The following is a 23894-nucleotide window of genomic DNA, read 5'->3' on the forward strand; positions in this document are numbered from 1 at the left end:
AGTCACTATGGCTGCTTTTTTTATGATGAAAAATATTGCATTGATTTATATAGGAGGTACGTTTGGATGCGTTGGTGATCCACTTGCTCCTATGCCTGCCGAATCTTTTTTTATAAAACTAAAAGACTTATTGCATGAAGACACGCATTCGGTAGAGTGCTTCTGCGCCCCTGTAATTAAGGACAGCAGTGCATGTACTGCTCCTGATTGGCTAGCCTTGATTCAATTTATTCAGCAACTGCAGGCTCAGGATTATCAGCGCTTTGTTATCATTCATGGTACAGATACCATGAGCTATGCCTGTGCCGTGCTGGCGCATCTTTTAGGGCAATCTGCCTATGTTGTTTTAACCGGTAGCCAGTACCCATTATTAAATGCAGCTGGCAAGCAGCCACGCGAATTCAGTGATGCTTTGGACAACCTATGCTTTGCTCTAGATTCTGTACAGCAGGTCGAGATGGGCGTTTATCTGGCATTTAACCAGGAACTGGTTCATGGCAGAACAGCGTTAAAGCAACATACTACTGAACTCAAGGCCTTTGCTGGCATAGATGCAGAAGTAAAAATTCCACCGCAACTATATACACATACCATTACTGCAAAAGATTTAATTAAAGCACAGCAATTTAATTGTCTGAGTATAATGATGCAGCCGGTTGGGCTAGATCAGCAACTTCATAACCTTAAGCAATTATTGGCTTCACCTCCAAATTTCCTGATTCTGCAAGGTTTTGGCACAGGAAATCTCGCAGTTAATCCTGATCTCATTCAGCTTTTTGATGATTTCTATAATGCTGGCTGTGCTGTAGTTTTGACTACACAAGTACCTTTCGGGAGCACAGACCAACGCTATGCTATTGCTGAATGGGTACAGGACTGCCGGATTTTACTCAATGATGCCTATGGCCATGCCGATCTATATGCAAAAGCCCTGAAAATGTATTTACAATACGACAGCGTGGAGCAATGGCATCACCATTGGTCTGATTAGTTGAATCTTGAGGTGAATATGCAGCGTTTTGCAGTTGGTATTGAATTTAGTGGAGCACACTACAGAGGTTGGCAAACCCAACAGCCCGGCGTAGCAAGCGTGCAGGAAACGATTGAAAAGGTTCTGTCTAAAGTCGCCAATGAAACTATTATCCTGCATGGTGCAGGTCGAACTGATGCCGGCGTGCATGCCACCAATATGGTTGCTCACTTCGATACCTCTGCTGATCGTTCCGAATATGGCTGGTTACGCGGCTGTAATAGTCAGCTTCCTAAAGATATTGCAATTCAGTGGATTCAGGAAATGGACATGGATTTCCATGCCCGTTTTAAAGCCCAAGCCCGTCGTTATCGTTATGTAGTCTACAATCATCCTGTGCGTTCTGCGTTATTGCATAAACAGGTCACCCATATCCATTACGATTTAGATGTCGACAAGATGATTGAAGCTGCGACAAAGTTTGAAGGCACACATAATTTCGAAAGTTTCCGTGCCTCTGCCTGTCAATCCAATCAACCTGTACGCCATGTGCATCACTGTCGCCTAATTCGTCATGGTCACTATCTGGTCCTGGATATTCAGGCTGATGGTTTCCTGCATCATATGGTGCGCAATATCATGGGCTGTTTGCTGGAAATTGGTCAGGGCATGTATGACATCGATCAGATTGATGCCATCTTTGCTGCAGAAGACCGTAAAGCGGCAGGTGTGACAGCACCATCAGATGGACTCTACTTTATTCAGGCACATTATCCTGAGCAATTTAATTTACCGAAAGTGCCCTTGGGACCACATTGGTTAAACATGCCAGAATAATTAAATCCTTTTTTATTAATTTACCTCCTCTCCCCCCTTCTGGAAAGAGAGGAAATTCCTCCCTTTTTTAAAGGGAGGTTAGGAGGGATTTAACGCTGCTTGCGCTTTCTATATTCCACTGGCGTTTCATTGGTCCAACGTTTAAAAGCACGATAGAAGGTACTTGGTTCAGAAAAACCGGTCAGATAAACAATCCGCTCTACACTTTCACTGGTGCCTGCCAGTAAGCGTTTAGCCAGACGGCAACGATAATCCGAAAGGATCTGCTGGAAACTGGTATTGGCTTCACTCAGCTGAGTACGCAAACGGCGGGGAGTAATATTCAGCTGGGCAGCGACTGTTTCTAGCGTGGTTTCCCCACTTTCCAAGGTTGAGCCAATGGCACGGCGCACTTCACCCACCAGATCATAACGTGCCAGCTCTTGCAGCTTTTCAATTGCTAACTGCTCATGCAGCTGGAGTAATTCTGGTTCTGCCTGCCAAAGCGGATATTCAAGAATACTTGAATCAAAATAAAGACGTGTTTCTTTCTGTCCCAGACTTACTGGGCATTCATAGACACGGAAGTATTCATCATCAGTTGCGCCTTTAGAAAAATTGAAGTCGATATAAATCGGTTCAAAACGCCCTTCGGTAATAAACTTAAAGAAACGCAGTACACCAGACATGGCACATTCAGTGAAATGACGATTGACGATGTTTTCGGCAAAAAGCTGTTCACCATTGGTCAAATAACAGCGGTCATCTTCCACGACCAGTTGCGCATGGAAGGCATCACTGATGAGGCGCTGGTAAGCTAAGGCACGTTTTAGCCCTTCACCAAAATTTTCTGATGAAATAAACAAATGCTCAATGACCTGACCACGGTAAAGTGGCAGGTGTTCACCCAAATGTAAGCCGATATCAGGGTCCTTGCTGACCTCTTCTGCCGCGACCCAGAATGCATACTGTGCACTCAACGGGGTACGGTCATTGGCTTCAACCTGGTTTAAGGCAACTCCTGCTTTAGTAAGCAATTCTTCGGTTGGCAAACCCGCACGACGTATCGCCTGGTAGCCTAATCGCAGTACAACCGATGCATCTGTTAGCTGACCCACTCAAAAACCTTCCTTGTATGTGCTTCATTTATACCTAAAAAGATATTTTTTAGATTAACTGTGATTGACCAAACTGACAACATCAACAAGCAGTTTTTTAGTTAAAATATTTGTACTGATGCTTCGCTTATTTTACTTTCAGATGATCAGTCTAAAGCCTGCTATGCCTTGTGTTATACGAAAAAATTGACTATAATTTGCGCCTTTCTAATTTATTCTTTTAGGTAGGCTATGGCCAATAAAGAGGAACTCATCGAGTTCGAAGGCGTTGTCACCGAGACGCTTCCTAATACTATGTTCCGTGTACGTTTAGAAAACGGCCACGAAGTGATTGCTCATATCTCTGGTAAAATGCGTAAACACTACATCCGTATTTTAACTGGCGACAGTGTAAAAGTGGAGATGACTCCTTACGACTTAACTAAGGGTCGCATCACTTATCGTGCACGCTAAGATTTAGCGTCAGTAAAAAAAGCCACTGATCAGGGTGGCTTTTTTTTGTGACTTTAATTATTCATTATTTACCAATAAATAAAAAAATTGACATAGCCTGAGAATTACAAGACTATTCAATTTAATTAAAACAATATTTATAAAAACAATGAATATGAAATATTTGACTCTGCTTTCCAGCTTGTCTTTTGTTGCATGTGCTACAGGCAGCAATCAGCATCTGCATCATTCTCTACAGCCCTATATCGGTCAAACTGCCGCACAGGTTCGCAGCCAACTTGATCTTGGTGCAATGGGATTTAAAACCGCCCAGCACCCCATCCAGACAGCAGACTTTCTCAGTTATACTATTTTCCGGGATATGAATATTCCGATGGGTACACCTAATATTAGTCAAAGTATCTCCCCTGGTGCACCAATTCCAATGCCTTCGAATGGAGGTTATAACATTAAGATGAAATGCCAAATCTGGTTTGACTTGAAAGATGAAATTGTTCAGGACATTCGTTATACTGGTAAAGCTTGTTAAACTGTGTCCAGTGAAGTTTGAAACCTGTATGGGATTTAATGAGAAATCCAATTTATCAGGATACTTCTCTCTACCGTGTGTCAAATTACAACAATAAGCTCGTTTTCTCCTCGCTACAATAACCGCAATGGCTTTTGTAGGAGTCAGAATATGTTATCTGCATTTCGCCAAATAAAACTCGTATTACCAGGTATGCTTCTGCTGTTGTCTGCATGTACGCATACGCCTACCCTGTCTCAAGCCGAACGTGACGCTTATTTACAGCAGTATATTGGACAGTCTAGCCAAACCATTTATGCCAATCTGGATTTAAGCAAACTCGGCTACCAACAGGTAAATGAACCCGTACTTTCAGCCGGGCAACTGGTCTATATCGTGCAGCGTCCCGTTGCACTTCCACTCTCTGTTGCTCAGCATCCGGTTGCCGGTACTGGAACAGTACCCATTCCGGTGACACATAGTCCATCGCGTGGCTATGACGTAAACCTGCAATGTAAAATTGTTTTTGAACTCAAGGACAATATTGCACAAGCAGTGAAATATACCGGCCGAACCTGTTAATTCAGCAGACACAAAAAAACGCAGCCTGAGCTGCGTTTTTTATTGATCAGTTCTGGAGTGAAATTTAGTTCAATGCAGCAACTACTGCCTGGCCCATTTCCACTGTACCGACTTTGCTCATGCCTTCGGACATAATATCCGCAGTACGTAAACCTTGATCCAATACATGACCTACTGCATCTTCAATTGCTTTTGCAGCCGCTTCTTCACGGAAGGTGTAACGCAGCATCATTGCAACAGACAGAATGGTTGCCAATGGATTTGCTAGGTTTTGACCTGCGATGTCTGGTGCAGAACCATGACATGGTTCATACATGCCTTTGCCATTCTCATCTAGAGAAGCAGATGGCAACATACCAATTGAACCCGTTAACATTGCTGCTTCGTCAGACAGAATGTCACCGAACAGGTTAGAAGTGACAATTACGTCAAACTGTTTAGGCGCACGTACCAACTGCATTGCAGCATTGTCGACATACATATGCGATAGGTTGATGTCTGGATATTGCTCTTCTTTCAATGCAGTAACGGTTTGTTTCCAAAGCTCAGTCACTTCAAGCACGTTTGCTTTATCGACTGAACATACTTTACCGCCACGCAGACCGGCAAGTTCAAATGCAACTTTGGCAATACGCTTGATTTCAGATTCTGAATACACATCAGTGTTAAAACCTTGTTTTTCACCATTTTCCAATTCACGGATACCACGTGGTTGACCGAAGTAGATACCACCTGTCAATTCACGTACGATCAGGATATCTAGACCAGCTACAATTTCAGGTTTCAGGCTAGACGCATCAGCAAGTTGCGGATAGAGAATCGCCGGACGCAGGTTCGCGAACAGGTTCAGTTCACTACGCAATTTTAACAGACCACGTTCAGGACGAATTGAGCGTTCAATCGTATCCCATTTAGGACCACCCACAGCGCCAAGCAGAATTGCATCAGCTTTTTTTGCCTGCTCAGAAGTCACATCTGGATAAGGTGCACCATGTGCATCAATCGCAGCACCACCCAACAGGCCATGTTCCCAGCTTAGATCTAAATTAAATTTTTCATTTACGCGAGTCAGCACTTGCTCTGCTGCTTTCACAATTTCAGGACCGATGCCGTCACCAGCTAAAATCAAAATTTGTTTAGACATGAGATATTCCATTTATAAAGTCAGCATTTCACTGACTGGGTTAAATTTTCTGTTCTACAAACTCAGCAATGCCAGTTTCAACATTGTATGGCTTGCAGAAGCGTCGAATTATTTTGGTGTTTTGCAACAGATCTACACACAGTGGATCAGGTGCAGAGGCCTGCAATAAGCTGGTGTTTCGAGTCGAGCGCTGACGATACATCTTAAAGGTGTACTTATGCTTGGCCTGGAAGTTCTGGAATACATGTAGAACTTCGGCCTTATCCGGACTAATCGGATAAAAGCGTACCACCAGTTCATGCTGCCCCGCGGGTACCGACAGGTAAACCGGATTAGGCTCTTTCAGGCTTTTTGCTTGTAAACGCACAAGCTTGAGCTTGAGCGCTTCACTCTCCACATGTCGTTTTTCAGCATTGATGATCTTGATATCATCCATACGTTCAAAATTACAATCGTGGGTACCTGAACAATAAATCAGGGCATCTGAACTATTTACAGCCGAATCTGTCAATTTCTTCAACTGTATCGTATCGATGGTCTGACATGCTGTCATTAACATCGAAACCGTACCCAATGCAAATAACTGTTTCCAATAGCTGGCCATGCTGAATGTCTAACCCAAACGAAATTTCCATGATTTCACGATATTAGCAAGGGTTAGACTTTCCCGCTATGACAATTTAACTAGATTTAGCCACTAATTTCTGCAAATACCCAAGGGCGCGATTGTTTGGTTTTTTCTTCATAAGCACGAATCGCATCGGCATCCTGCAAAGTTAAACCGATGTCATCCAAACCGTTTAAAAGACAATGCTTGCGGAATGGATCAACTTCAAACTTGAAACTTTCACCTGACGGGGTACGCACTTCTTGCGCTGCAAGATCAATTGTTAATTGATAACCTTCAGTCGCAGCACATTCTTTAAATAACTGGTCAACAATTTCTTCAGACAGGATTACTGGCAACATGCCGTTTTTAAAGCTGTTATTGAAGAAAATATCCGCATAGCTCGGAGCAATGACGGTACGGAAACCGTATTCATTCAATGCCCATGGCGCATGCTCGCGGCTTGAACCACAACCGAAGTTTGCACGTGAAATTAAAATTGATGCACCTTGGTAACGTGGTTTGTTTAACTCAAAATCAGGGTTTAAGGGACGTTTTGAATTATCCTGACCTAAATAACCTTCATCCAGGTAACGCAATTCATCAAATAAATTTTCACCAAAACCGGTACGTTTGATCGATTTTAAAAACTGTTTTGGAATAATTAAGTCGGTATCTACATTGGCACGGTCTAATGGTGCAACGATACCTTGTTCAACGGTATAAGCTTTCATGTCTTTGCTCCTATTAGCCGATTAGAATGAACGTACATCAACAAAGTGACCGGCAATTGCTGCTGCTGCTGCCATTGCTGGGCTCACCAAGTGGGTACGACCGCCATTGCCCTGACGACCTTCGAAGTTACGATTCGAGGTAGATGCACAGTGCTCGCCCGGCTGTAACTTATCAGCGTTCATGGCTAAGCACATTGAACAACCCGGCTCACGCCATTCAAAGCCTGCTTCAATCAGGATTCTATCTAAACCTTCAGCTTCAGCTTGTGCTTTGACCAAACCAGAACCTGGAACGACCATCGCCTGTTTAATGCTCGGTGCAACCTTTTTACCTTTCGCCACTTCAGCCGCAGCACGAATATCTTCAATACGTGAATTGGTACAAGAGCCGATAAATACACGGTCTAACTGGATATCAGACAAGGCCTGACCAGCAGTTAAACCCATGTATTGATAAGCACGTGTCCAGTCATTGCGTTGTACGTCATCTTTTGCCTGTTCTAAAGTAGGCACTGCCTGAGAGACTGGAATCACCATTTCAGGAGAAGTCCCCCAAGATACTTGTGGTTCAATCTCTTCACCTTGTAATACCACAACGGTATCAAAGTGCGCACCTTCATCAGAATGCAAGGTATTCCAGTAAGCAACCGCTTGATCCCACTGCTCACCTTTCGGTGCATATGGACGGTTTTTCACATATTCAATGGTTTTATCATCGACTGCGACCATACCAACACGGGCACCGCCTTCGATCGCCATATTACATACGGTCATACGACCTTCGATCGACATGTCGCGGAAGACCTGACCGCCAAATTCGATGGCATGGCCTGTACCACCCGCAGTCCCGATTTTGCCAATGATGGCTAAAACCACATCTTTTGGAGTTACGCCTTGACCCAGTTTACCGTCAACACGTACCAGCATGTTTTTCATTTTCTTTTGAACCAGGCATTGGGTTGCCAATACATGCTCAACTTCAGAAGTCCCGATACCATGTGCCAAACAGCCGAAAGCACCATGCGTTGCAGTATGTGAGTCACCGCATACCACCGTCATGCCTGGCAAGGTCAAGCCCTGTTCTGGACCCACAACATGCGCAATACCTTGGCGAACATCATTAATGTCAAACTGCACCACATTAAAAGTTTTACAGTTGTCATCTAAGGTTTGTACCTGGATACGTGAAGTTTCATCTTCAATCCCAGAAATACCTTCTGAACGTTCTTTGGTAGAAGTCGGTACGTTATGGTCTGGCGTTGCCACGTTCGCGCTTAAACGCCATGGTTTACGACCCGCCAGTTGTAAGCCTTCGAATGCCTGCGGAGAAGTTACTTCATGCAATAAATGACGGTCGATATAAAGTAAAGCTGAACCATCGTCACGCTGTTTTACTAAATGGTCATCCCATAACTTATCGTATAATGTTTTTGCTGTTTGGGTCTCGCCTGCCATGTCGATGTACTCCACTGGACTGGGTAAATTCTATCTCTAATTTTGATTATATCGCTGCGGTCACATAAATCTAATTTATCATTTTTATTAGTTAATAAACTTTTTGGAATCTTTAAAATTGGATTCTAAACAGACCGATATTGATTTTTATTTAATCTAATTTTCCGATCATTTTTTGCAAAATATACGTTTTTACAAATTAAATGAGAATTATTATTATTTATTCATACAGAAAACATTGAATTTATTTTTTGAGGAATATCGATATGGCACATGTTCAAAAATTTGTTGTAGATAATCAGCGTATGTTCAAGAAAACCTTGAGTTACTACATCATGCACATCACGGTAGCCATGTTAGTCGGTTATTTTGTGACGGGTAGTTTAGCCATGGCAATTGCATTAAGTTTATTAGAACCGACTGTTCAGGCTGTTGCTTTCTTCTTCCACGAAAAAGCCTGGGAGGCTAAATCTGAACAGAACAATAATGAGGAAATCACAGCCTAAATTCTTTTCTGTCCTTATTCCTCGTTTTGCCACCGCTTACCCTCGGTGGCTTTTTTTATTGATGCATATCCGATTTTTATAAAATATTTTTCTGGGTTCAAGCCGCCATTTCCACCGATCTATTGTATTAGCAATCAATGAATGTCGGATTTTACAGCAATAGATACAACTTTTCCTTTGATTTATTCTTAAAATATTACAACAATAGAGATACGCATAAAAAATCTTTATAGGTGATTAAGATGAATCTCGCAGCCTTTGAAGCCTTTGTAAAAGTCATGGAAACCGGATCAATTTCTCTGGCGGCAGATCAGCTTTTTATTACTCAACCCGCCGTGACCAAACGGATTCATAGTCTGGAAGAGTATTTTTGGAGTCAAGCTATTTGAATCAGCTGGTCGTGGTGTACAAGCAACCCATGCCGCACATTCGCTGTTACCCAAAGTGAAAAACTGGCTGAATGAACTGGGCGATATTCATCATACTCTCAGTCATGAACAAGGCCAGATTCAGGGCAAACTGAAAATTGGTACCAGTCATCATATTGGTCTGCATCACCTTCCAGCACATTTGCGTCAGTATGTACTGCAATATCCGGATGTGACCCTGGATGTGCACTTTGTTGATTCTGAACAGGCACATGAACAGGTGATTGCCGGTGACTTGGAACTGGCTTTTCTGACTTTACCTCCACATGGCGATGAACGGCTGAACTATGTGACTATCTGGAACGATCCATTGGTGTTTGTAGTTGCTCCATTCCATCCATTGGCCCAGCAGAAGAATCTGTCACTAGAAGATCTGGTGCATTACCCGAGCCTGTTACCGTCTGCACAAACCTATACCACGCAAATTACCATGGCAGAGTTTGAAAAGCGTGGCGTCAAACCAAAGATCACCATGAGTAATAATCCACTCGAATCGATCCGCATGCTGGTTTCCATTGGTCTGGGCTGGTCAGTACTACCACAAACTCTTGTAAATCATGACTTGCAACAGCTGGATATTCCTCTGGAAATGAACCGCCAGCTCGGCATGGTCTGGCATCCGGGACGTACCCAGTCCAAAGCCGCACAGGCCCTGGTTGAGTTAATGCAACAACCTAAACTCTAAGTCACTTCATTTTAAAATAAGAGGCTGCGATGGATTCAATTCGCAGCATTTTGTTACCTAAATGAGCAACAACTGCATCCTGCTTTGCATTAAGTTTAAGATATTCCCTGCGCGGACTTACCAGTGGAATATCTTAAAATTCTTAATGGAGTCTGATGGATGCAGCCCGATTCAACCTTATTTAAATCTAACCAGCCAAATAGTAAGTCACCTACATATTTAGCAGACGACAGCCCTTGGCAACAGGGCAAAATTCGCCTGCTTCCAACACCTAATTTAAACTTTGAAGACATTTCCACAGCGCGCCATGTGATTCGTGAATATTTCCTGAATACCTTTGACACCTACGAATCCCTGTTTGACTGTCTGCGCAATGAAGAAGCATTTTATGTCAAACCGATTAGCCTGCGTCATCCGCTGATTTTCTATTTCGGTCATACCGCTACTTTTTTTGTCAATAAACTGCTGCTCAGCAAACTGATTCCTGAACAGCTGAATCCATATATGGAAAGTATCTTTGCCATCGGTGTAGATGAGATGAGCTGGGACGATCTGGATGATCAGAATTATGACTGGCCTGAAGTCAGTGAAGTAAAAGCGTATCGGCACCGGGTACGAGCCTTGGTACTGAAGATCATAGAAAATGCATCTTTAGAACTCCCCCTCAACTGGCAGAATCCATGGTGGTCAATCCTGATGGGTATTGAGCATGAACGGATCCACCTGGAAACTTCGTCGGTATTGATTCGACAACATCAACTGCAATATGTGCAAAATCATCCACTATGGCATGCCCGAATCCTGACTGGCCCTGCACCAGAAAATCAGCTTCTTCCTGTTCCTGCGGGAACGGTTCGACTGAATAAAAATTTCACTGATCCATATTATGGCTGGGACAATGAATACGGTCTGCATGAAGCTGAAATCAACGCGTTTCAGGCATCACAATTTCTGGTGTCCAATCAGGAATTTTTCAACTTTGTCGAAGCTGATGGTTATCAGCAGTCAGAATACTGGAGTGAAGAAGGTAAAGCCTGGCTGGAATTTATTGAAGCGCAACATCCAAGCTTCTGGATCAAAAAAGAGGATGGCTGGCATTTACGTATCATGCTGGAAGAAATTCCGATGCCGTGGGATTGGCCAGTCGAGGTGAATTACCACGAAGCTAAAGCCTTTTGTAACTGGAAATCACTACAAACCGGTGAATCAATCCGTTTGCCGAACGAAGATGAATGGTATCGGCTGTATGACCATGTCGGCCTGGATCCTAAACGACCGCTGCCTTTAGAAGCTAATATTGCCTTGCAACATGCACCTAATCCTTGTCCGGTACATCAGTTCCAGCAAGGCGAGTTTTATGATGTACAAGGCAATGTCTGGCAATGGACTGAAACTGCAATCTATCCCTTTGAAGGTTTTCAGGTCCATCCAATTTATGATGACTTTAGTACCCCAACCTTCGATGATCGGCATAATCTGATTAAAGGCGGTTCCTGGATTTCAGGCGGTAATGAAGCTTTGCATAGTTCCCGCTATGCCTTTAGACGACACTTTTTCCAGCATGCGGGTTTTCGCTATGTGGCTGGATCAGATGAACCAGTTTCACCTTATCATTCACATTATCAGACGGATGAACTGATTTCGCAGTATCTGGAATTTCAGTATGGTCAGGAGTATTTTGGCGTTCCGAATTTTGCCAGGTCTCTCATTATCCTCGCCGAGCCTTATTTTGTAAAAACTGCCAGAAAAAAAGCACTTGATCTTGGCTGTGCCACAGGACGCGCCAGCTTTGAACTGGCGCAGCATTTTGAACAGGTAACAGGTCTAGATTTCTCGGCACGTTTTATTCAGCAAGGTATAGCCTTAGCGCAAGGTGAAACTTTAGGTTATACCATTCCGGTTGAAGGTGAACTGGTCGAATATAAATCCTGTTCACTGCAAGAGACTGGACTTGATCAGGTTGCTCACAAGGTCGAGTTTTATCAGGCGGATGCCTGTAATCTAAAACCGCAATTTAAGGAATATGATTTCATTCTGGCAGCCAATCTGATTGACCGGCTGCACCACCCTAAAGCCTTTTTGCACGAGATTCATCAGCGACTGAATATTGGCGGTATTCTGATGCTGGCTTCACCTTATACCTGGCTGGACGAACATACCGCGCGTAGTGAATGGCTGGGCGGTTTTCAGCGGGCTGGAGAAAATTGTACGACCTTAGATGGAATACAGAAATTATTGAGTCCACATTTTGAAATGCTGGCTGAACCTATAGATATTCCTTTTGTGATCCGTGAAACAGCGCGTAAATATCAGCATACCCTGTCACAGGTCACTTTATGGAAACGCATACGTTAAAACGCCGAAATCAAATAAAAAGCCAGTCATCGGACTGGCTTTTGGTTTTAAGATACATTCAGATTTCGATGGTCGCATCCTCATGCAGGGATTCATTCAGTTGGTCTACCACGATGGCCCATTCACCATCAGACGCAATCTTTTCAGCGAGAAACTGGCGCTGTGCCTCAGACCAGTAGGGTGCATCCAGCAGATTAAAATCCTTATGCAGCTGATGATCGTTAATGAAGGTTGCAATTCCTTCCTCACTGGCATCCAGGCCCAACTGTTCAAATAGGTGCGTCATGCGTGGTCTTACTTTATTCATTTCAACTACCTCTGAGTTTCCCTTATTCTCATTATGCAAGTTAAGCTTAGCATGAGCTGCAGTGAGCGAGTGTGACAATAGTTTATTTTTCACCTTGAATCTGTGCACATAAAAAAGCACAACCTGAGTTGTGCTTCACAAATTTGAACGCTTCAGATGATTAAATTGACCAGTCCTGAATTTCCCAGCCCTGCTCTTTCGCCAGTGCTTCTAAACGATCATCCGGATTGACTGCAATGGCATGATCGGCATGTTCCAGCAAGAAGCGGTCATTGATTGAATCCGAATAGGCCCAGGACTCGGTCACATCACGGCCTTCCAGCCACTGTTCCAGGCGGATCAGTTTGCCTTTCTGGTAACAGGCAGTATTGATCACTTTACCGGTATATTTACCATCAACAATTTCAGCATTCGTCGCGATAATTTCAGTAATACCAAATTCACGGAAAATTGGCGCAGTAATAAAGTCAGAAGTTGCGGTAATACCGACCAATTCATGTCCTGCTTCACGGTGACGTTCAATTGCCTTAAAACCTTCTGGACGCATTTGGGGACGAATGACTTTTTGCATGAATAGTTGATGTAGTTCAGTCAGATAATCATTGTCATGTTTGGTTAAAAATTCAAAGACAAATTCATTATAGGCATAGGGATCCAGCTGACCTTTTTTATAATCTTCATAGAACTTGTCATTCATGGCACGGTGATGAACAGGGTCAACCAGGCCCTCGTTGACCAAGAATTCCCCCCAAGAATGATCCGAATCTGTATTTAACAAGGTGTGATCGAGATCAAATAGCGCCAATTTCATGAAAATACTCGTAAAAACTGAAATTTAAGAAAAAAATTGTAAATCTATCTCCGCTAGTCGATAGAAATTCGTTAAGATCATAGCAATTTTAACATTTTTAAACTTTGCTTTTTTCGTGCTGGATACAGAAATAAAAATCCCCGAGGGCAAAGGCATAAATTACACAATATTAGGTGCCAAATGATCGACTCTGAAGGTTTCCGACCGAATGTCGGGATCATTTTGGCAAACGATGCTGGACAGGTTTTATGGGCGAAGCGCATTGGACACAATGCATGGCAATTTCCACAAGGAGGTATCCAATATGGAGAAACCCCTGAGCAGGCACTCTACCGTGAGCTGAGAGAAGAAGTCGGCTTACTGCCCGAACATGTCCAAATTATAGCGCAAACCAAAGGCTGGCTGCGTTATCGTTTGCCGCACCGGTACATTCGTACGGATTCAGATCCGGTGTGTATCGGACAGAAACAAAAGTGGTTTTTACTCAAACTGACGGCGTCAGTACAGAACATTCAGCTTGATCTGTCTGACCCGCCCGAATTTGATCAATGGCAGTGGGTCAGTTACTGGTACCCGCTCGGTCAGGTCGTGAATTTTAAACGTGACGTATACCGCAAGGCCATGGTAGAACTGTGTCAGCAACTTCCCAAGGAAAAACCTTAAGAATTGCATAAATATGCAGATTTTTTAGGCAGTTATTGTTATAAATAAAGAAGATACCGGACCCTAAATTACGAAGGAGCAGCGCGAATGTCGAATATGCAACTGGAGACCCTGAGACGTATTGTTCAAGAGATCAATGCGTCAGCCAGTTTGCATGAATCGCTCGACATTATGGTTAATCAGGTAGCCCAGGCGATGCAGGTCGACGTCTGCTCCATTTATCTGCTGGATGAGCGCAACCAGCGCTATCTACTGATGGCATCTAAGGGCCTAAAACCTGAAGCGGTGGGCCATGTGTCGCTGCAAACCGGTGAAGGTCTGGTGGGGCTGGTCGGACAGCGCGAGGAAATCGTCAACCTTGACAATGCCCCGAAACATGAGCGTTTCTTGTATTTACCTGAAACGGGGGAAGAAATTTATAACTCTTTCCTTGGCGTTCCGGTCATGTACCGCCGTAAGGTCATGGGCGTTCTTGTTGTTCAGAATAAAGAACCTCAGGATTTCTCAGAAGCTGCTGAATCCTTCTTAGTGACGCTCTGTGCTCAGCTCTCCGGTGTAATTGCCCATGCCCATGCAGTCGGCAATATTGACGTGTTCCGCAAACCTAGCAATCTGCCTGCTTATAAAACCTTCCAGGGCGTATCAGGTTCAGGTGGTATTGCTCTAGGTCGTGCCGTGATTCTTTATCCGCCTGCGGATCTGGGTGCTGTTCCGGATCGTGAAGCGGATGACATCAGCGAAGAGCTTGCCCTGCTCGACAACGCGCTAAATTCCGTACGTGAGGAAATCCAGTCTCTCGATGACAAGATGCAGGATGCTCTCATGGCTGAGGAACGTGCACTGTTCAGTGTGTTCCTGCGTATGCTGGACGAAAATGCCCTGCCAGCTGAAATCAAGGAACTGATCCGTGAAGGTCACTGGGCGCAAGGAGCGGTACGAATTGTCATTGAAAACCATGTGGCGCAGTTTGCCCAGATGGAAGATGACTATTTACGTGAACGTGTTGCTGACCTGAAAGATTTAGGCCGCCGGATTCTGGCTAAATTACAGGAAGCTGATGAAAGCCATCGTGAACTGACCGATGAAAGCATCCTGATTGGCGAGGAAATCTCGACCGCAGCGCTGGTAGAATTACCCGTTGATAAAATTGCAGCGATTGTCACCACTGAAGGTGCAATGAATTCACATATGGTGATTGTCGCGCGTGCACTCGGTATTCCGACCGTAGTGGGTGTGACCGAATTACCTATCAATACCCTTGATGATGTCGAAATGATTGTTGATGCGCATCAGGGTCGGGTATTTATCAATCCGCCACGTCGTCTGCGTACCCGTTATAAAGAAATTCAGAAAGAAGAAGAACAGCTCGCCAAAGATCTGCGTCAGTATGAAACCAAGGATGCGATTACCCCAGATGGTGTAGCTGTACGCTTGTTCGTGAATACAGGCTTGATGATTGATGTGGTACGCGGTGTACAGCGCGGTGCCAAAGGCGTCGGTTTATACCGTTCTGAAATTCCGTTTATGCTGCGCGACCGCTTCCCGGGTGAAGAAGAACAGCGTGCCATTTACCGCCAGCAACTTACTCATTTCGCCAACAAACCGGTGGTGATGCGTACCCTCGATATTGGGGCAGATAAAGACCTGCCATACTTCTCGATTGAAGAAGAAAATTCGGCATTGGGCTGGCGCGGGATTCGTTTTACCCTCGATCATCCAGAAATTTTCTCTTCGCAAATTCGTGCGATGTTAAAAGCCAGTATTGGACTGAATAATCTACATATCCTGCTACCAATGATCACCAGTGTCAGCGAAGTAGAAGAAGCACTATATTTGCTGGAGCGTGACTGGGTTGCAGTCCAGGAAGAAGAACAGGTCAAGATCACCAAGCCTAAAATTGGTATCATGCTAGAAGTGCCGAGTGTCCTGTATCAGATTGATGAATTTTCTGAATTTGTCGACTTCTTCTCGGTCGGCTCTAATGACTTGACCCAATATTTACTGGCAGTGGATCGTAATAACCCGCGTGTCGCCAACGTTTATTCGCATTTGCACCCTGCCGTTTTACGTGCCCTGACCCGTTTGGTACAGGATTGTCATCGTAATGAAAAACCGATCAGTATATGCGGGGAAATGGCAGGTGATCCGATTTCGGCTGTGCTGCTGATGGCCATGGGCTTTAATACCCTGTCAATGAGTTCAAGTAATATTCTGCGGGTGCGTAAGACGATTTGTCATGTCCCCATGCCGGATGCTCAGGACTTATTGGAACATGTTCTAAAACTGGATAATCCGCTGGTCGTAAAAAGCTGGATGGAACATTATTTCCGCACGCATGGTCTGGGAGATATGGTGAAAGGCGCGACCCGAATCGTGGGAGCTTAAGCTGCTAAATTTAGCAAAACTGCCATAAACAAAAAGGGAGATAGTCATTTGAGTATCTCCCTTTTTTGTGCTTGCTATAGCCACGTTTTGCATCTTTTTTGCGGTCCGTAAACACTTGGCTTTTGTTGACCTCATGCATGTGTTTGGCCACAAAGTTATGTATTACTGCTTCTGGCAGCTGTTTTTTCTTTGTCATCTTTTCACCTGTTTTTTGACATAGCATCTGAATTGACACTGTACATATATTGCGCTCTATTCAACATATTTCAAGTGGTTTTCAATATTTTTAGGATTTGAAAGATTAGAGAATAGCTTTTAAAAAGAAGCTATTCTCTCCTCCTTTTTAATATTTCATGAAGATGAGTCTTGAGCTAAAGCCCGTTCCAAAATCCTCTCTACATCTCCTTGTTTGGCACTCATCATACCTACTACTCGCCCATGAAACTCACTGTATCGGGTCTGAATAAATGCATTAAAAATAAATTCAGGTGCATGACGTTTTAACAATACAGCTTGAGCTAAAAGAGTTAAACGGCTGACCAGACTGCGCCCCATAAATTGCAGTTCATCTGCAGGCTGCTGGAACAGTTTAAACAGCGTTTGAAGTTCCTGTTTCAGTCTTTCATCCTGCATTGCAGTAGCAGCCAGATCCTGAAACAGTATGTCAATCGATTCCGGTTCACGACCAATGGCACGCAGTACATCCAGACACATGACATTGCCTGAGCCTTCCCAAATGGTATTCACTGGCGCTTCTTTGAAAATTCGTGCCATGATGCCATGATCGACATAGCCATTGCCACCAAAGACTTCCATGGTTTCACCGGTCAATTCTACGGTACGTTTGCAGGTCCAGAACTTGGACGCCGGGGTCATAATCCGCTTCCAGGCCAGTGACAAGGCATCATCATTTTCATAACAGGAAGCCAGATAGAAACTCAACTGCATTGCCGCTTCTGTTTCCAGTGCCAGATCAACCAGTACTGCCTGCATTAAGGGCTGTGCTGCCAGATGCTTGCCAAAAGCTTTACGCTGTCGGGTATAGACCAGACATTGCACCAGCGCCTGACGTAACATCGCAGTACTGCCAACCGAGCAGGTCAGACGGGTATAATTCGCCATTTCAATAATGGTGGGGATACCCCGTCCTGCTTCACCGATCATGATGCCCCAAGCTTCCTGAAACTCGACTTCCGAGCTGGAATTGCTACGATTCCCAACTTTGTCTTTGAGGCGCTGTACATGAATATTATTCTTGGTTCCATCTTCACGCCAACGTGGAACAAAGAAACAGGCCAGACCATCCTGTTCAGTTTTCGCTACGACCAGATGAGCATCACACATCGGTGCCGAAAAAAACCATTTATGACCGGTCAGCAGATAAGCCTGTCCTCGACCTGATTCACCGATAGGCATGGCAAAGGTTTCATTCGCCCGAACGTCGGAACCACCCTGCTTTTCGGTCATCCCCATACCCAGCCAGATTGATTTTTTTTGGGCAATCGGCAGATCACGTTCATCGTATTCAGTAGATAATAATTTATCGCCGATTTTGGCCCAAAGTTCCGGTTCACGCTGAATTAAGGGAATACTGCCAAGGGTCATCGAAGTTGGGCACAGACTGCCACATTCTACCTGTCCACTCAGGTAAAACCGTGCTGCCCAGTCGACCCATTTAGATTTTGATTCAGCCTGATTAAAAGGATGTGCATGACTATCAAACTGACGATTGATGCGCATCCATTGATGCCATGCAGGATGAAATTCAATGTAATCACGACGGCGACCACGGGCATCAAAAGCATGCAGAATAGGCGTATGCCGGTTTGCCAGATCGGCATATTGATAATATTCTGATGAACCGACCACCTGCCCCATTTCATTTAAAATTGTCTGATCCTGACTACCATAGCTCTGCAAAATTTCCTGCAAAGTGGTATCAGTTGCAAACAGGTTATAGTCCTGTTTTTCATCAAACTGATTGCTGATCTGATGGGTTGTCCATGTGTTCATCTTATCTTCCTTAATCTTCATTTTTGTTGTGTGGTTTTCAGTCCAGTATAGAGAAAAAGTGGCGAATACCTATTAAGTTTTCAGTAAGACCATCTATTTTTCATGACTGGTCGTTCTATGAGCTGATTGACCAATAAAAATTCAGGTAATAAAAAACCGGCCCTAGGACCGGTTTCCTATTTCAAGATCGAAAAATTATCGTTTCACATCAAAACGGTCTGCATTCATGACTTTGACCCATGCCTTGACAAAGTCACGCACGAATTTTTCTTTATTGTCATCCTGAGCATATACTTCTGCATAAGCACGAAGAATCGAATTCGAACCAAAGACCAGGTCTACACGTGTTGCAGTCCATTTCTTCACTCCTGTCGCACGTTCAACAATGTCATACTGGTTACGGCCAGTTGCTTTCCATTGATAGTTCATATCCGTCAGGTTCACAAAGAAGTCATTGCTTAAGACACCAACATTGTTGGTGAGGACACCTTCTGGCGCACCACCATAGTTGGTTCCGAGTACACGCATACCCCCAACCAGCGCAGTCATCTCAGGTGCAGTCAGCCCTAACAGTTGTGCACGATCGACTAGCAGCTCTTCAGCCTGAACCACATATTCATCTTTTAGCCAGTTACGGAAACCATCGTATTTCGGTAACAGGTCTTCAAATGAATAGGCATCTGTCTGTTCCTGAGATGCATCGCCACGGCCTGGTGTAAATGGCACCTTGATATTTACACCTGCTGCTTTGGCTGCCTGTTCAATCGCTGCGCTACCGCCCAATACAATCAGATCGGCAATGCTGACTTTCTTCTCAAGACCCGCCTGAATCTCCTCAAGTTTGTTCAATACTTTATTCAGGCGTTCCGGTTCATTCCCTTCCCATTGACGTTGTGGCTCTAGACGGATACGCGCTCCATTGGCACCACCACGATAATCCGAACCACGGTAAGTACGTGCACTATCCCAAGCCGTATTGATCAGTTCGGTTGGGGTTAAACCACTGATCAGTAATTTTGCTTTGAGTTCCTCAATTTCAGCCTCAGACAAGGTGTAGTCCACTTTTGGAATTGGGTCCTGCCAGATCAGATCTTCAGCTGGTACATCTGGGCCAAGGTAACGGGATTTTGGCCCCATATCACGATGGGTCAGTTTGAACCATGCGCGTGCAAATACTTCAGAGAAATAAGCCGGATCTCGGTAGAAACGCTCGGAAATTTTACGGTATTCCGGATCAATTTTCAGTGCCATGTCAGCGTCGGTCATCATCGGATTACGGCGTACACTGGTATCATGCGCATCAAATGGTTTGTCTTCTTCCTTGATGTTAATCGGTTCCCACTGTTTCCCGCCTGCCGGGCTAACAGTTTTTTCCCATTCATAGTTGAGCAGCAGATAGAAGAATTCATTGTCCCATTTGGTTGGGTTGGTGGTCCAGGCACCTTCCAGACCACTGACCATGGTATTCGCCGCGTTACCAGTCCCTTCCGGGTTATGCCAGCCCAAGCCCTGAAATTCGATATCTGCGCTTTCAACATCTGGTCCAAGCAAATCTGCTTTACCATTGCCGTGTGACTTACCTACGGTATGACCACCTGCGGTCAAGGCAACTGTTTCTTCGTCATTCATGCCCATACGGTCGAAAGTGACTCGCATATCCTGTGCCGTACGTAAAGGATCCTGTACACCATCCACTCCTTCAGGATTGACATAGATCAGACCCATTTGCACCGCAGCAAGAGGATTTTCTAGCGTTGAACGATCTTGGTTATTTTCATAACGGCTTTCGGTCGGTGCCAACCATTGGCGTTCATCACCCCAGTACACATCTTTTTCAGGATGCCAGATATCTTCACGACCACCAGCAAAACCGAAAGTTTTCAAACCTGCAACTTCATAGGCCACTGTCCCTGCGAGGATAATCAGGTCACCCCAAGAGAGCTTGTTACCGTATTTTTTCTTGATCGGCCATAACAGACGACGGCCTTTATCGGTATTGACATTATCGGGCCAGCTGTTCAACGGTGCAAAACGCTGATTACCCGTATTGGCACCACCACGTCCATCCTGCTTACGGTAAGAACCTGCCAAGTGCCAGGCAGTACGAACAAACATACCAATATAGCTGCCATAATCTGCTGGCCACCATGCCTGGCTGGTCGTGATCAGTTCACGCAGGTCTTGTTTTACTGCTTCAAGGTCAAGGGAATTAAATGCTGCTTTATAATCAAAGTCGGGATCAAAAGGATTGGTTTTTCTATCGTGTTGAGAAAGAATGTCGAGGTTAAGCGCATTTGGCCACCAATCCGTATTGTGTGAGCTGGCATTTGTTGCTGCTGTACCTTCGTGTTTTTGATGAAATGGGCAGCCGGATGCTTGCAAATCTTGTGTCATTTTGTAGCTCCAAAACTTTATAAAGTCTGTTTGATCTGAACTGTTTAAACATCTTATTTACTTCAACATACCCCTTTTATGTGACAAGCTAAAACAATTTTTATGAATACAAACCATCGTTTTCTTCTATCTAAAAGCTTGTAAATCTATTGTTTATTTATTTTTTGCAATTTTCTAGGGGAAATTGCAGAGAACTGGTGAGTTGATGAAAATTAAACCATCTTCAAGATTGCTTTTGTTATTCGACTAAAGTTATAGAACATAGATGTAAGAAAGGCGCTCCAGCGACAACATGAGTCTAGCAATCATTACAAAGATTGATTTGAATCCTGAGATTTTTAGTTCAAGACGCACTTTTGCGTCTGCTTACTGTTGTCTTTAGGGATGGTATTGGCAAAAATAGACGCCGCTACGCCTATTTAAAACAGTGATCTGAATATGCAGTTTAAAAGGCTGCTATTTGAAGATATTTTCTATCCATATCAATTAAAAAAATAGCTTCTTATAGACGTCCCTGGGTACGTTCCAGCCAGACGGCCTGAGTTTGTGGTTTCACAAACAGGGTAATAATTTCCGGATGGATCTGTTTGATCTGCGCTTCGATCCGGTTGACGCAGGCTTCAATATCATCCGAATTCAGATTATCCATAAACTCCAGGCTTAAAGAAGCAATCACCTGATGTGCACCGATCTGTTCGGTCAGTACTCCATTGGCACTAAATACTGCGATATCCTCCTGCGCAATCAGCAGCACATTTTCCCGCAGTTTCGGATCTGCAGTTTCACCAAGTAACAGCCCTTTTGTTTCACGCGCCAACAGCCAGGCCGATACAGCGAGTACCACACCAATTAGAATTGAGGCCGCCCCATCCAGCTCAGGAATATTTAGCTGATGTGCGAGGAAAATACCCACCAGCGCAATAAAAAGTCCAATCAATGCAGCTGTGTCCTCAAATAACACAGTAAAGGTCGTTGGATCTTTACTGCGTCTAAAAGCTTCAAAATATCCCATTTTGCCTTTGTGTTTGCGAAAGGCTTTTAAAGCCACAAACCAGGAAGTTCCTTCACATAATATCGCAATACCGAGCACAATATAGTTGATCATCGGGTCCCGCATTTCTTCAGGGTGGATGATGTGCTGGATACCCTGATAGATTGATACAATGGCGCCCAAAGCAAAGACCAGTAAAGCAACGATAAAGGCCCAGAAATATAGCTCTCGACCATAGCCAAAGGGATGCAATGCATCGGGGCGTTTTTGAGATTTTTTCATGCCGTGCAGCAGAAGAATTTCATTCAGGGTATCTACAACCGAATGAATAGCTTCACTCAACATAGCAGAACTATTGGTAATATAGGCCGCGACAAATTTAACCAGCGCAATAGCCAGGTTGCCAAATAACGCTGCATAGACCACAATTTTATTAGATTCAGACGACATGCAAATTTGTCCTGGTTTTTATTGTCAAACAGATGGATCTATTTGATTTTTCATTTTATCTAATTGCATCTTAATAAACTGCCGGCATAAATTGTTTATCGTTTTGTTGTTCTCATTTTTTCCAAGAATCTTTATCCTTACAATGTTTATCATCTGTACTGATCAGCACACTTTTTGACTGGAAGTGTGAGCATAATCAGTATGTTTTCGCCTCATTTGCTGAATGACGTATAGGTCCTGAGGATCTGTCATTAGATTATTGACTATGAGGATGTGCAGCAGGTGCAACTGTTCCATGTGGAACATCAGCAGCAAATTTTGGGTTTGATGCACATTACTGAACAATGCGGGAAATACTGTTTATTGTATCTGATGCGACTATCTTTGACTTAAAGCCTGGATTTGAGCTCATCTGCCGTTCTGAAAGGGGCAGAGAAGACATCCCTACCCGGTTTTCTGCATCAAAAACCAGAAAGGAAGCCTTGGCTTCCTTTCTAAATTATTTTTTTAATTTGAGTAATACAGCTTAGGATTTAGAAAAATACTGCTCGCGCCATTCCTTCCAGAAATACATCACAATTCCAAACATTACGATCACAATGCCAACAAAGGCATTTGAACTAATGTATTCGTTATTCAAGGTTGCCCCCAAGACCAATGCAATCACAGGTGTCATCACATTGCTTAAAGATACTGTCGACGCTGCCAAACGACGAATGAGCCAGAAATAGCACAGCATTGCCACAATGGACGACAAAATCATAGTAAAGATAAACCCAATGATGGCATTTGTACTTGGCATTTGCGTCGGAAAATGCTGCCAAATAAAAGGAACCAGTGCCAATGAACCGACAGCAGAAATCATCAATGAGCCTGTGGCTTGCGACATCGGCTTCAGCGGTGCATTAATCTGTTTGACCCAGAAAATGGAGCTAATATAGGAGATCATACTAATCACCATCAGCACCACACCCCAAGGATTGACATTGCTTTCAGCAGAGTCGGCAAATACAAACGTTAAGCCACTCACCGCAACCGCCATACCGAGCCATTGCAACCACACCAATTTATGAGTCTTTAAAATCACATGACCGATTAAACCCGCAATCAGCGGTGACAAGCCAAAAATCAATGCCATCAAACCTGAAGTTAAGTAATTGGCAGCAAGATAAATAAACAGTTGTGCGCCAATCAAGTTTAAGCTACCTGCCAAATAACTTTTCATGGACACTGCGTCAAATGGCAGCGGATCACGCATGATTTTAAGTAGGGCTAAGGCAATTAAGGATGCCCCAAAATAACGGATGATCAGCACCCACATGGGATGCACTTCCGCCACACTCCAGACAATCGCAAGTGGCGTCGCTGCCCAAATGAGTACCAACAAAGCATAAATACTTGCCGTGACAATCATGGGAGATGATGAATTTGAACTCATAAACTGCTCAATAAAAATGTATTAGATAGAATCGAACCAAATTTATGTTCAAATCTGCATTCAACAATACGGGGAGCGACA

The 23894-nt window shown here is 44.0% G+C and carries 21 protein-coding genes and 1 pseudogene; 10 read left to right on the top strand and 12 right to left on the bottom strand.

The window, feature by feature from the left end; translation table 11 throughout:
- Positions 1–7: 7 nt before the first annotated feature.
- The gene (locus HADU_RS02575; protein WP_004813312.1) at positions 8–991 is read left to right on the top strand and encodes an asparaginase domain-containing protein; all 984 of its coding nucleotides are present in this window, start codon (positions 8–10) and stop codon (positions 989–991) included.
- Positions 992–1009: 18 nt separating this feature from the next.
- Positions 1010–1807 (top strand): tRNA pseudouridine(38-40) synthase TruA, encoded by a 798-nt coding sequence (gene truA / locus HADU_RS02580; protein ID WP_004813314.1) that lies wholly within the window; start codon positions 1010–1012, stop codon positions 1805–1807.
- Between the two features lie 89 nt (positions 1808–1896).
- Here the strand turns inward: truA and HADU_RS02585 are convergent, their stop codons facing one another.
- A complete protein-coding gene (locus HADU_RS02585; protein WP_004813317.1) occupies positions 1897–2904 on the bottom strand; it encodes an AraC family transcriptional regulator in 1008 nt (335 codons plus the stop codon).
- 231 nt (positions 2905–3135) lie between these two features.
- Here HADU_RS02585 and infA point away from each other — a divergent pair, with 231 nt between their 5' ends.
- From infA to HADU_RS02600, 3 genes are all read left to right on the top strand, one after another.
- Complete coding sequence (infA, locus tag HADU_RS02590) at positions 3136–3357, top strand: translation initiation factor IF-1 (RefSeq protein ID WP_001284370.1); 222 nt, start codon at positions 3136–3138, stop codon at positions 3355–3357.
- 148 nt (positions 3358–3505) lie between these two features.
- Positions 3506–3886 (top strand): hypothetical protein, encoded by a 381-nt coding sequence (locus tag HADU_RS02595; protein WP_034592109.1) that lies wholly within the window; start codon positions 3506–3508, stop codon positions 3884–3886.
- Between the two features lie 150 nt (positions 3887–4036).
- Complete coding sequence (locus HADU_RS02600; protein ID WP_008303312.1) at positions 4037–4447, top strand: hypothetical protein; 411 nt, start codon at positions 4037–4039, stop codon at positions 4445–4447.
- Positions 4448–4511: 64 nt separating this feature from the next.
- Here the strand turns inward: HADU_RS02600 and leuB are convergent, their stop codons facing one another.
- The 4 genes from leuB to leuC all read right to left on the bottom strand — a co-directional run bounded on the left by leuB (position 4512) and on the right by leuC (position 8387).
- The gene (gene leuB / locus HADU_RS02605) at positions 4512–5591 is read right to left on the bottom strand and encodes a 3-isopropylmalate dehydrogenase (protein ID WP_004890344.1); all 1080 of its coding nucleotides are present in this window, start codon (positions 5589–5591) and stop codon (positions 4512–4514) included.
- A gap of 40 nt (positions 5592–5631) precedes the next feature.
- Complete coding sequence (locus tag HADU_RS02610) at positions 5632–6195, bottom strand: hypothetical protein (protein WP_004890345.1); 564 nt, start codon at positions 6193–6195, stop codon at positions 5632–5634.
- 86 nt (positions 6196–6281) lie between these two features.
- A complete protein-coding gene (leuD, locus tag HADU_RS02615; protein ID WP_008303314.1) occupies positions 6282–6932 on the bottom strand; it encodes a 3-isopropylmalate dehydratase small subunit in 651 nt (216 codons plus the stop codon).
- Between the two features lie 21 nt (positions 6933–6953).
- A complete protein-coding gene (gene leuC, locus HADU_RS02620) occupies positions 6954–8387 on the bottom strand; it encodes a 3-isopropylmalate dehydratase large subunit (protein ID WP_008303315.1) in 1434 nt (477 codons plus the stop codon).
- Between the two features lie 266 nt (positions 8388–8653).
- Here leuC and HADU_RS02625 point away from each other — a divergent pair, with 266 nt between their 5' ends.
- The 3 genes and pseudogenes from HADU_RS02625 (at position 8654) to ovoA (ending at position 12361) form a co-directional block, all read left to right on the top strand.
- Positions 8654–8893, top strand: a complete 240-nt coding sequence (locus HADU_RS02625; protein WP_008303316.1) for a DUF2061 domain-containing protein — start codon at positions 8654–8656, stop codon at positions 8891–8893.
- Between the two features lie 242 nt (positions 8894–9135).
- Positions 9136–10006 (top strand): annotated as a pseudogene (locus HADU_RS02630) (LysR family transcriptional regulator).
- A 159-nt stretch (positions 10007–10165) separates the two neighbouring features.
- Entirely contained in the window at positions 10166–12361 is a 2196-nt protein-coding gene (ovoA, locus tag HADU_RS02635; protein ID WP_008303317.1) for a 5-histidylcysteine sulfoxide synthase, read from the top strand.
- Positions 12362–12419: 58 nt separating this feature from the next.
- Here the strand turns inward: ovoA and HADU_RS02640 are convergent, their stop codons facing one another.
- Together HADU_RS02640 and HADU_RS02645 are read right to left on the bottom strand one after the other, a co-directional pair.
- Positions 12420–12668 (bottom strand): DUF2789 family protein, encoded by a 249-nt coding sequence (locus HADU_RS02640; RefSeq protein WP_004813337.1) that lies wholly within the window; start codon positions 12666–12668, stop codon positions 12420–12422.
- 160 nt (positions 12669–12828) lie between these two features.
- Positions 12829–13479: an HAD family hydrolase gene (locus tag HADU_RS02645; RefSeq protein WP_008303318.1), complete on the bottom strand. Its 651-nt coding sequence runs from the start codon at positions 13477–13479 to the stop codon at positions 12829–12831.
- Between the two features lie 180 nt (positions 13480–13659).
- On the opposite strand from HADU_RS02645, the gene HADU_RS02650 reads away from it, so the two are divergent.
- Both HADU_RS02650 and ptsP read left to right on the top strand, forming a co-directional pair.
- Positions 13660–14142 carry an RNA pyrophosphohydrolase gene (locus HADU_RS02650; protein ID WP_004813339.1) on the top strand — a complete coding sequence of 161 codons (483 nt, stop codon included), beginning with the start codon at positions 13660–13662 and terminating at the stop codon, positions 14140–14142.
- Positions 14143–14229: 87 nt separating this feature from the next.
- Positions 14230–16527, top strand: a complete 2298-nt coding sequence (gene ptsP / locus HADU_RS02655; protein WP_004813340.1) for a phosphoenolpyruvate--protein phosphotransferase — start codon at positions 14230–14232, stop codon at positions 16525–16527.
- Positions 16528–16537: 10 nt separating this feature from the next.
- Here the strand turns inward: ptsP and HADU_RS02660 are convergent, their stop codons facing one another.
- The 5 genes from HADU_RS02660 to HADU_RS02685 form a co-directional block, all read right to left on the bottom strand.
- Positions 16538–16723 carry a hypothetical protein gene (locus HADU_RS02660; RefSeq protein ID WP_008303319.1) on the bottom strand — a complete coding sequence of 62 codons (186 nt, stop codon included), beginning with the start codon at positions 16721–16723 and terminating at the stop codon, positions 16538–16540.
- Between the two features lie 155 nt (positions 16724–16878).
- A complete protein-coding gene (locus HADU_RS02665; protein WP_008303320.1) occupies positions 16879–18540 on the bottom strand; it encodes an acyl-CoA dehydrogenase family protein in 1662 nt (553 codons plus the stop codon).
- A gap of 195 nt (positions 18541–18735) precedes the next feature.
- Positions 18736–20934 carry a catalase/peroxidase HPI gene (gene katG, locus HADU_RS02670; protein WP_008303322.1) on the bottom strand — a complete coding sequence of 733 codons (2199 nt, stop codon included), beginning with the start codon at positions 20932–20934 and terminating at the stop codon, positions 18736–18738.
- A 502-nt stretch (positions 20935–21436) separates the two neighbouring features.
- Positions 21437–22375 carry a cation diffusion facilitator family transporter gene (locus HADU_RS02675; protein ID WP_008303341.1) on the bottom strand — a complete coding sequence of 313 codons (939 nt, stop codon included), beginning with the start codon at positions 22373–22375 and terminating at the stop codon, positions 21437–21439.
- Positions 22376–22901: 526 nt separating this feature from the next.
- Positions 22902–23813, bottom strand: a complete 912-nt coding sequence (locus HADU_RS02685) for a DMT family transporter (RefSeq protein WP_034592114.1) — start codon at positions 23811–23813, stop codon at positions 22902–22904.
- Positions 23814–23894: the final 81 nt, after the last annotated feature.

Source organism: Acinetobacter sp. HA (genome assembly GCF_000264725.1).
GTDB lineage: Bacteria > Pseudomonadota > Gammaproteobacteria > Pseudomonadales > Moraxellaceae > Acinetobacter > Acinetobacter schindleri.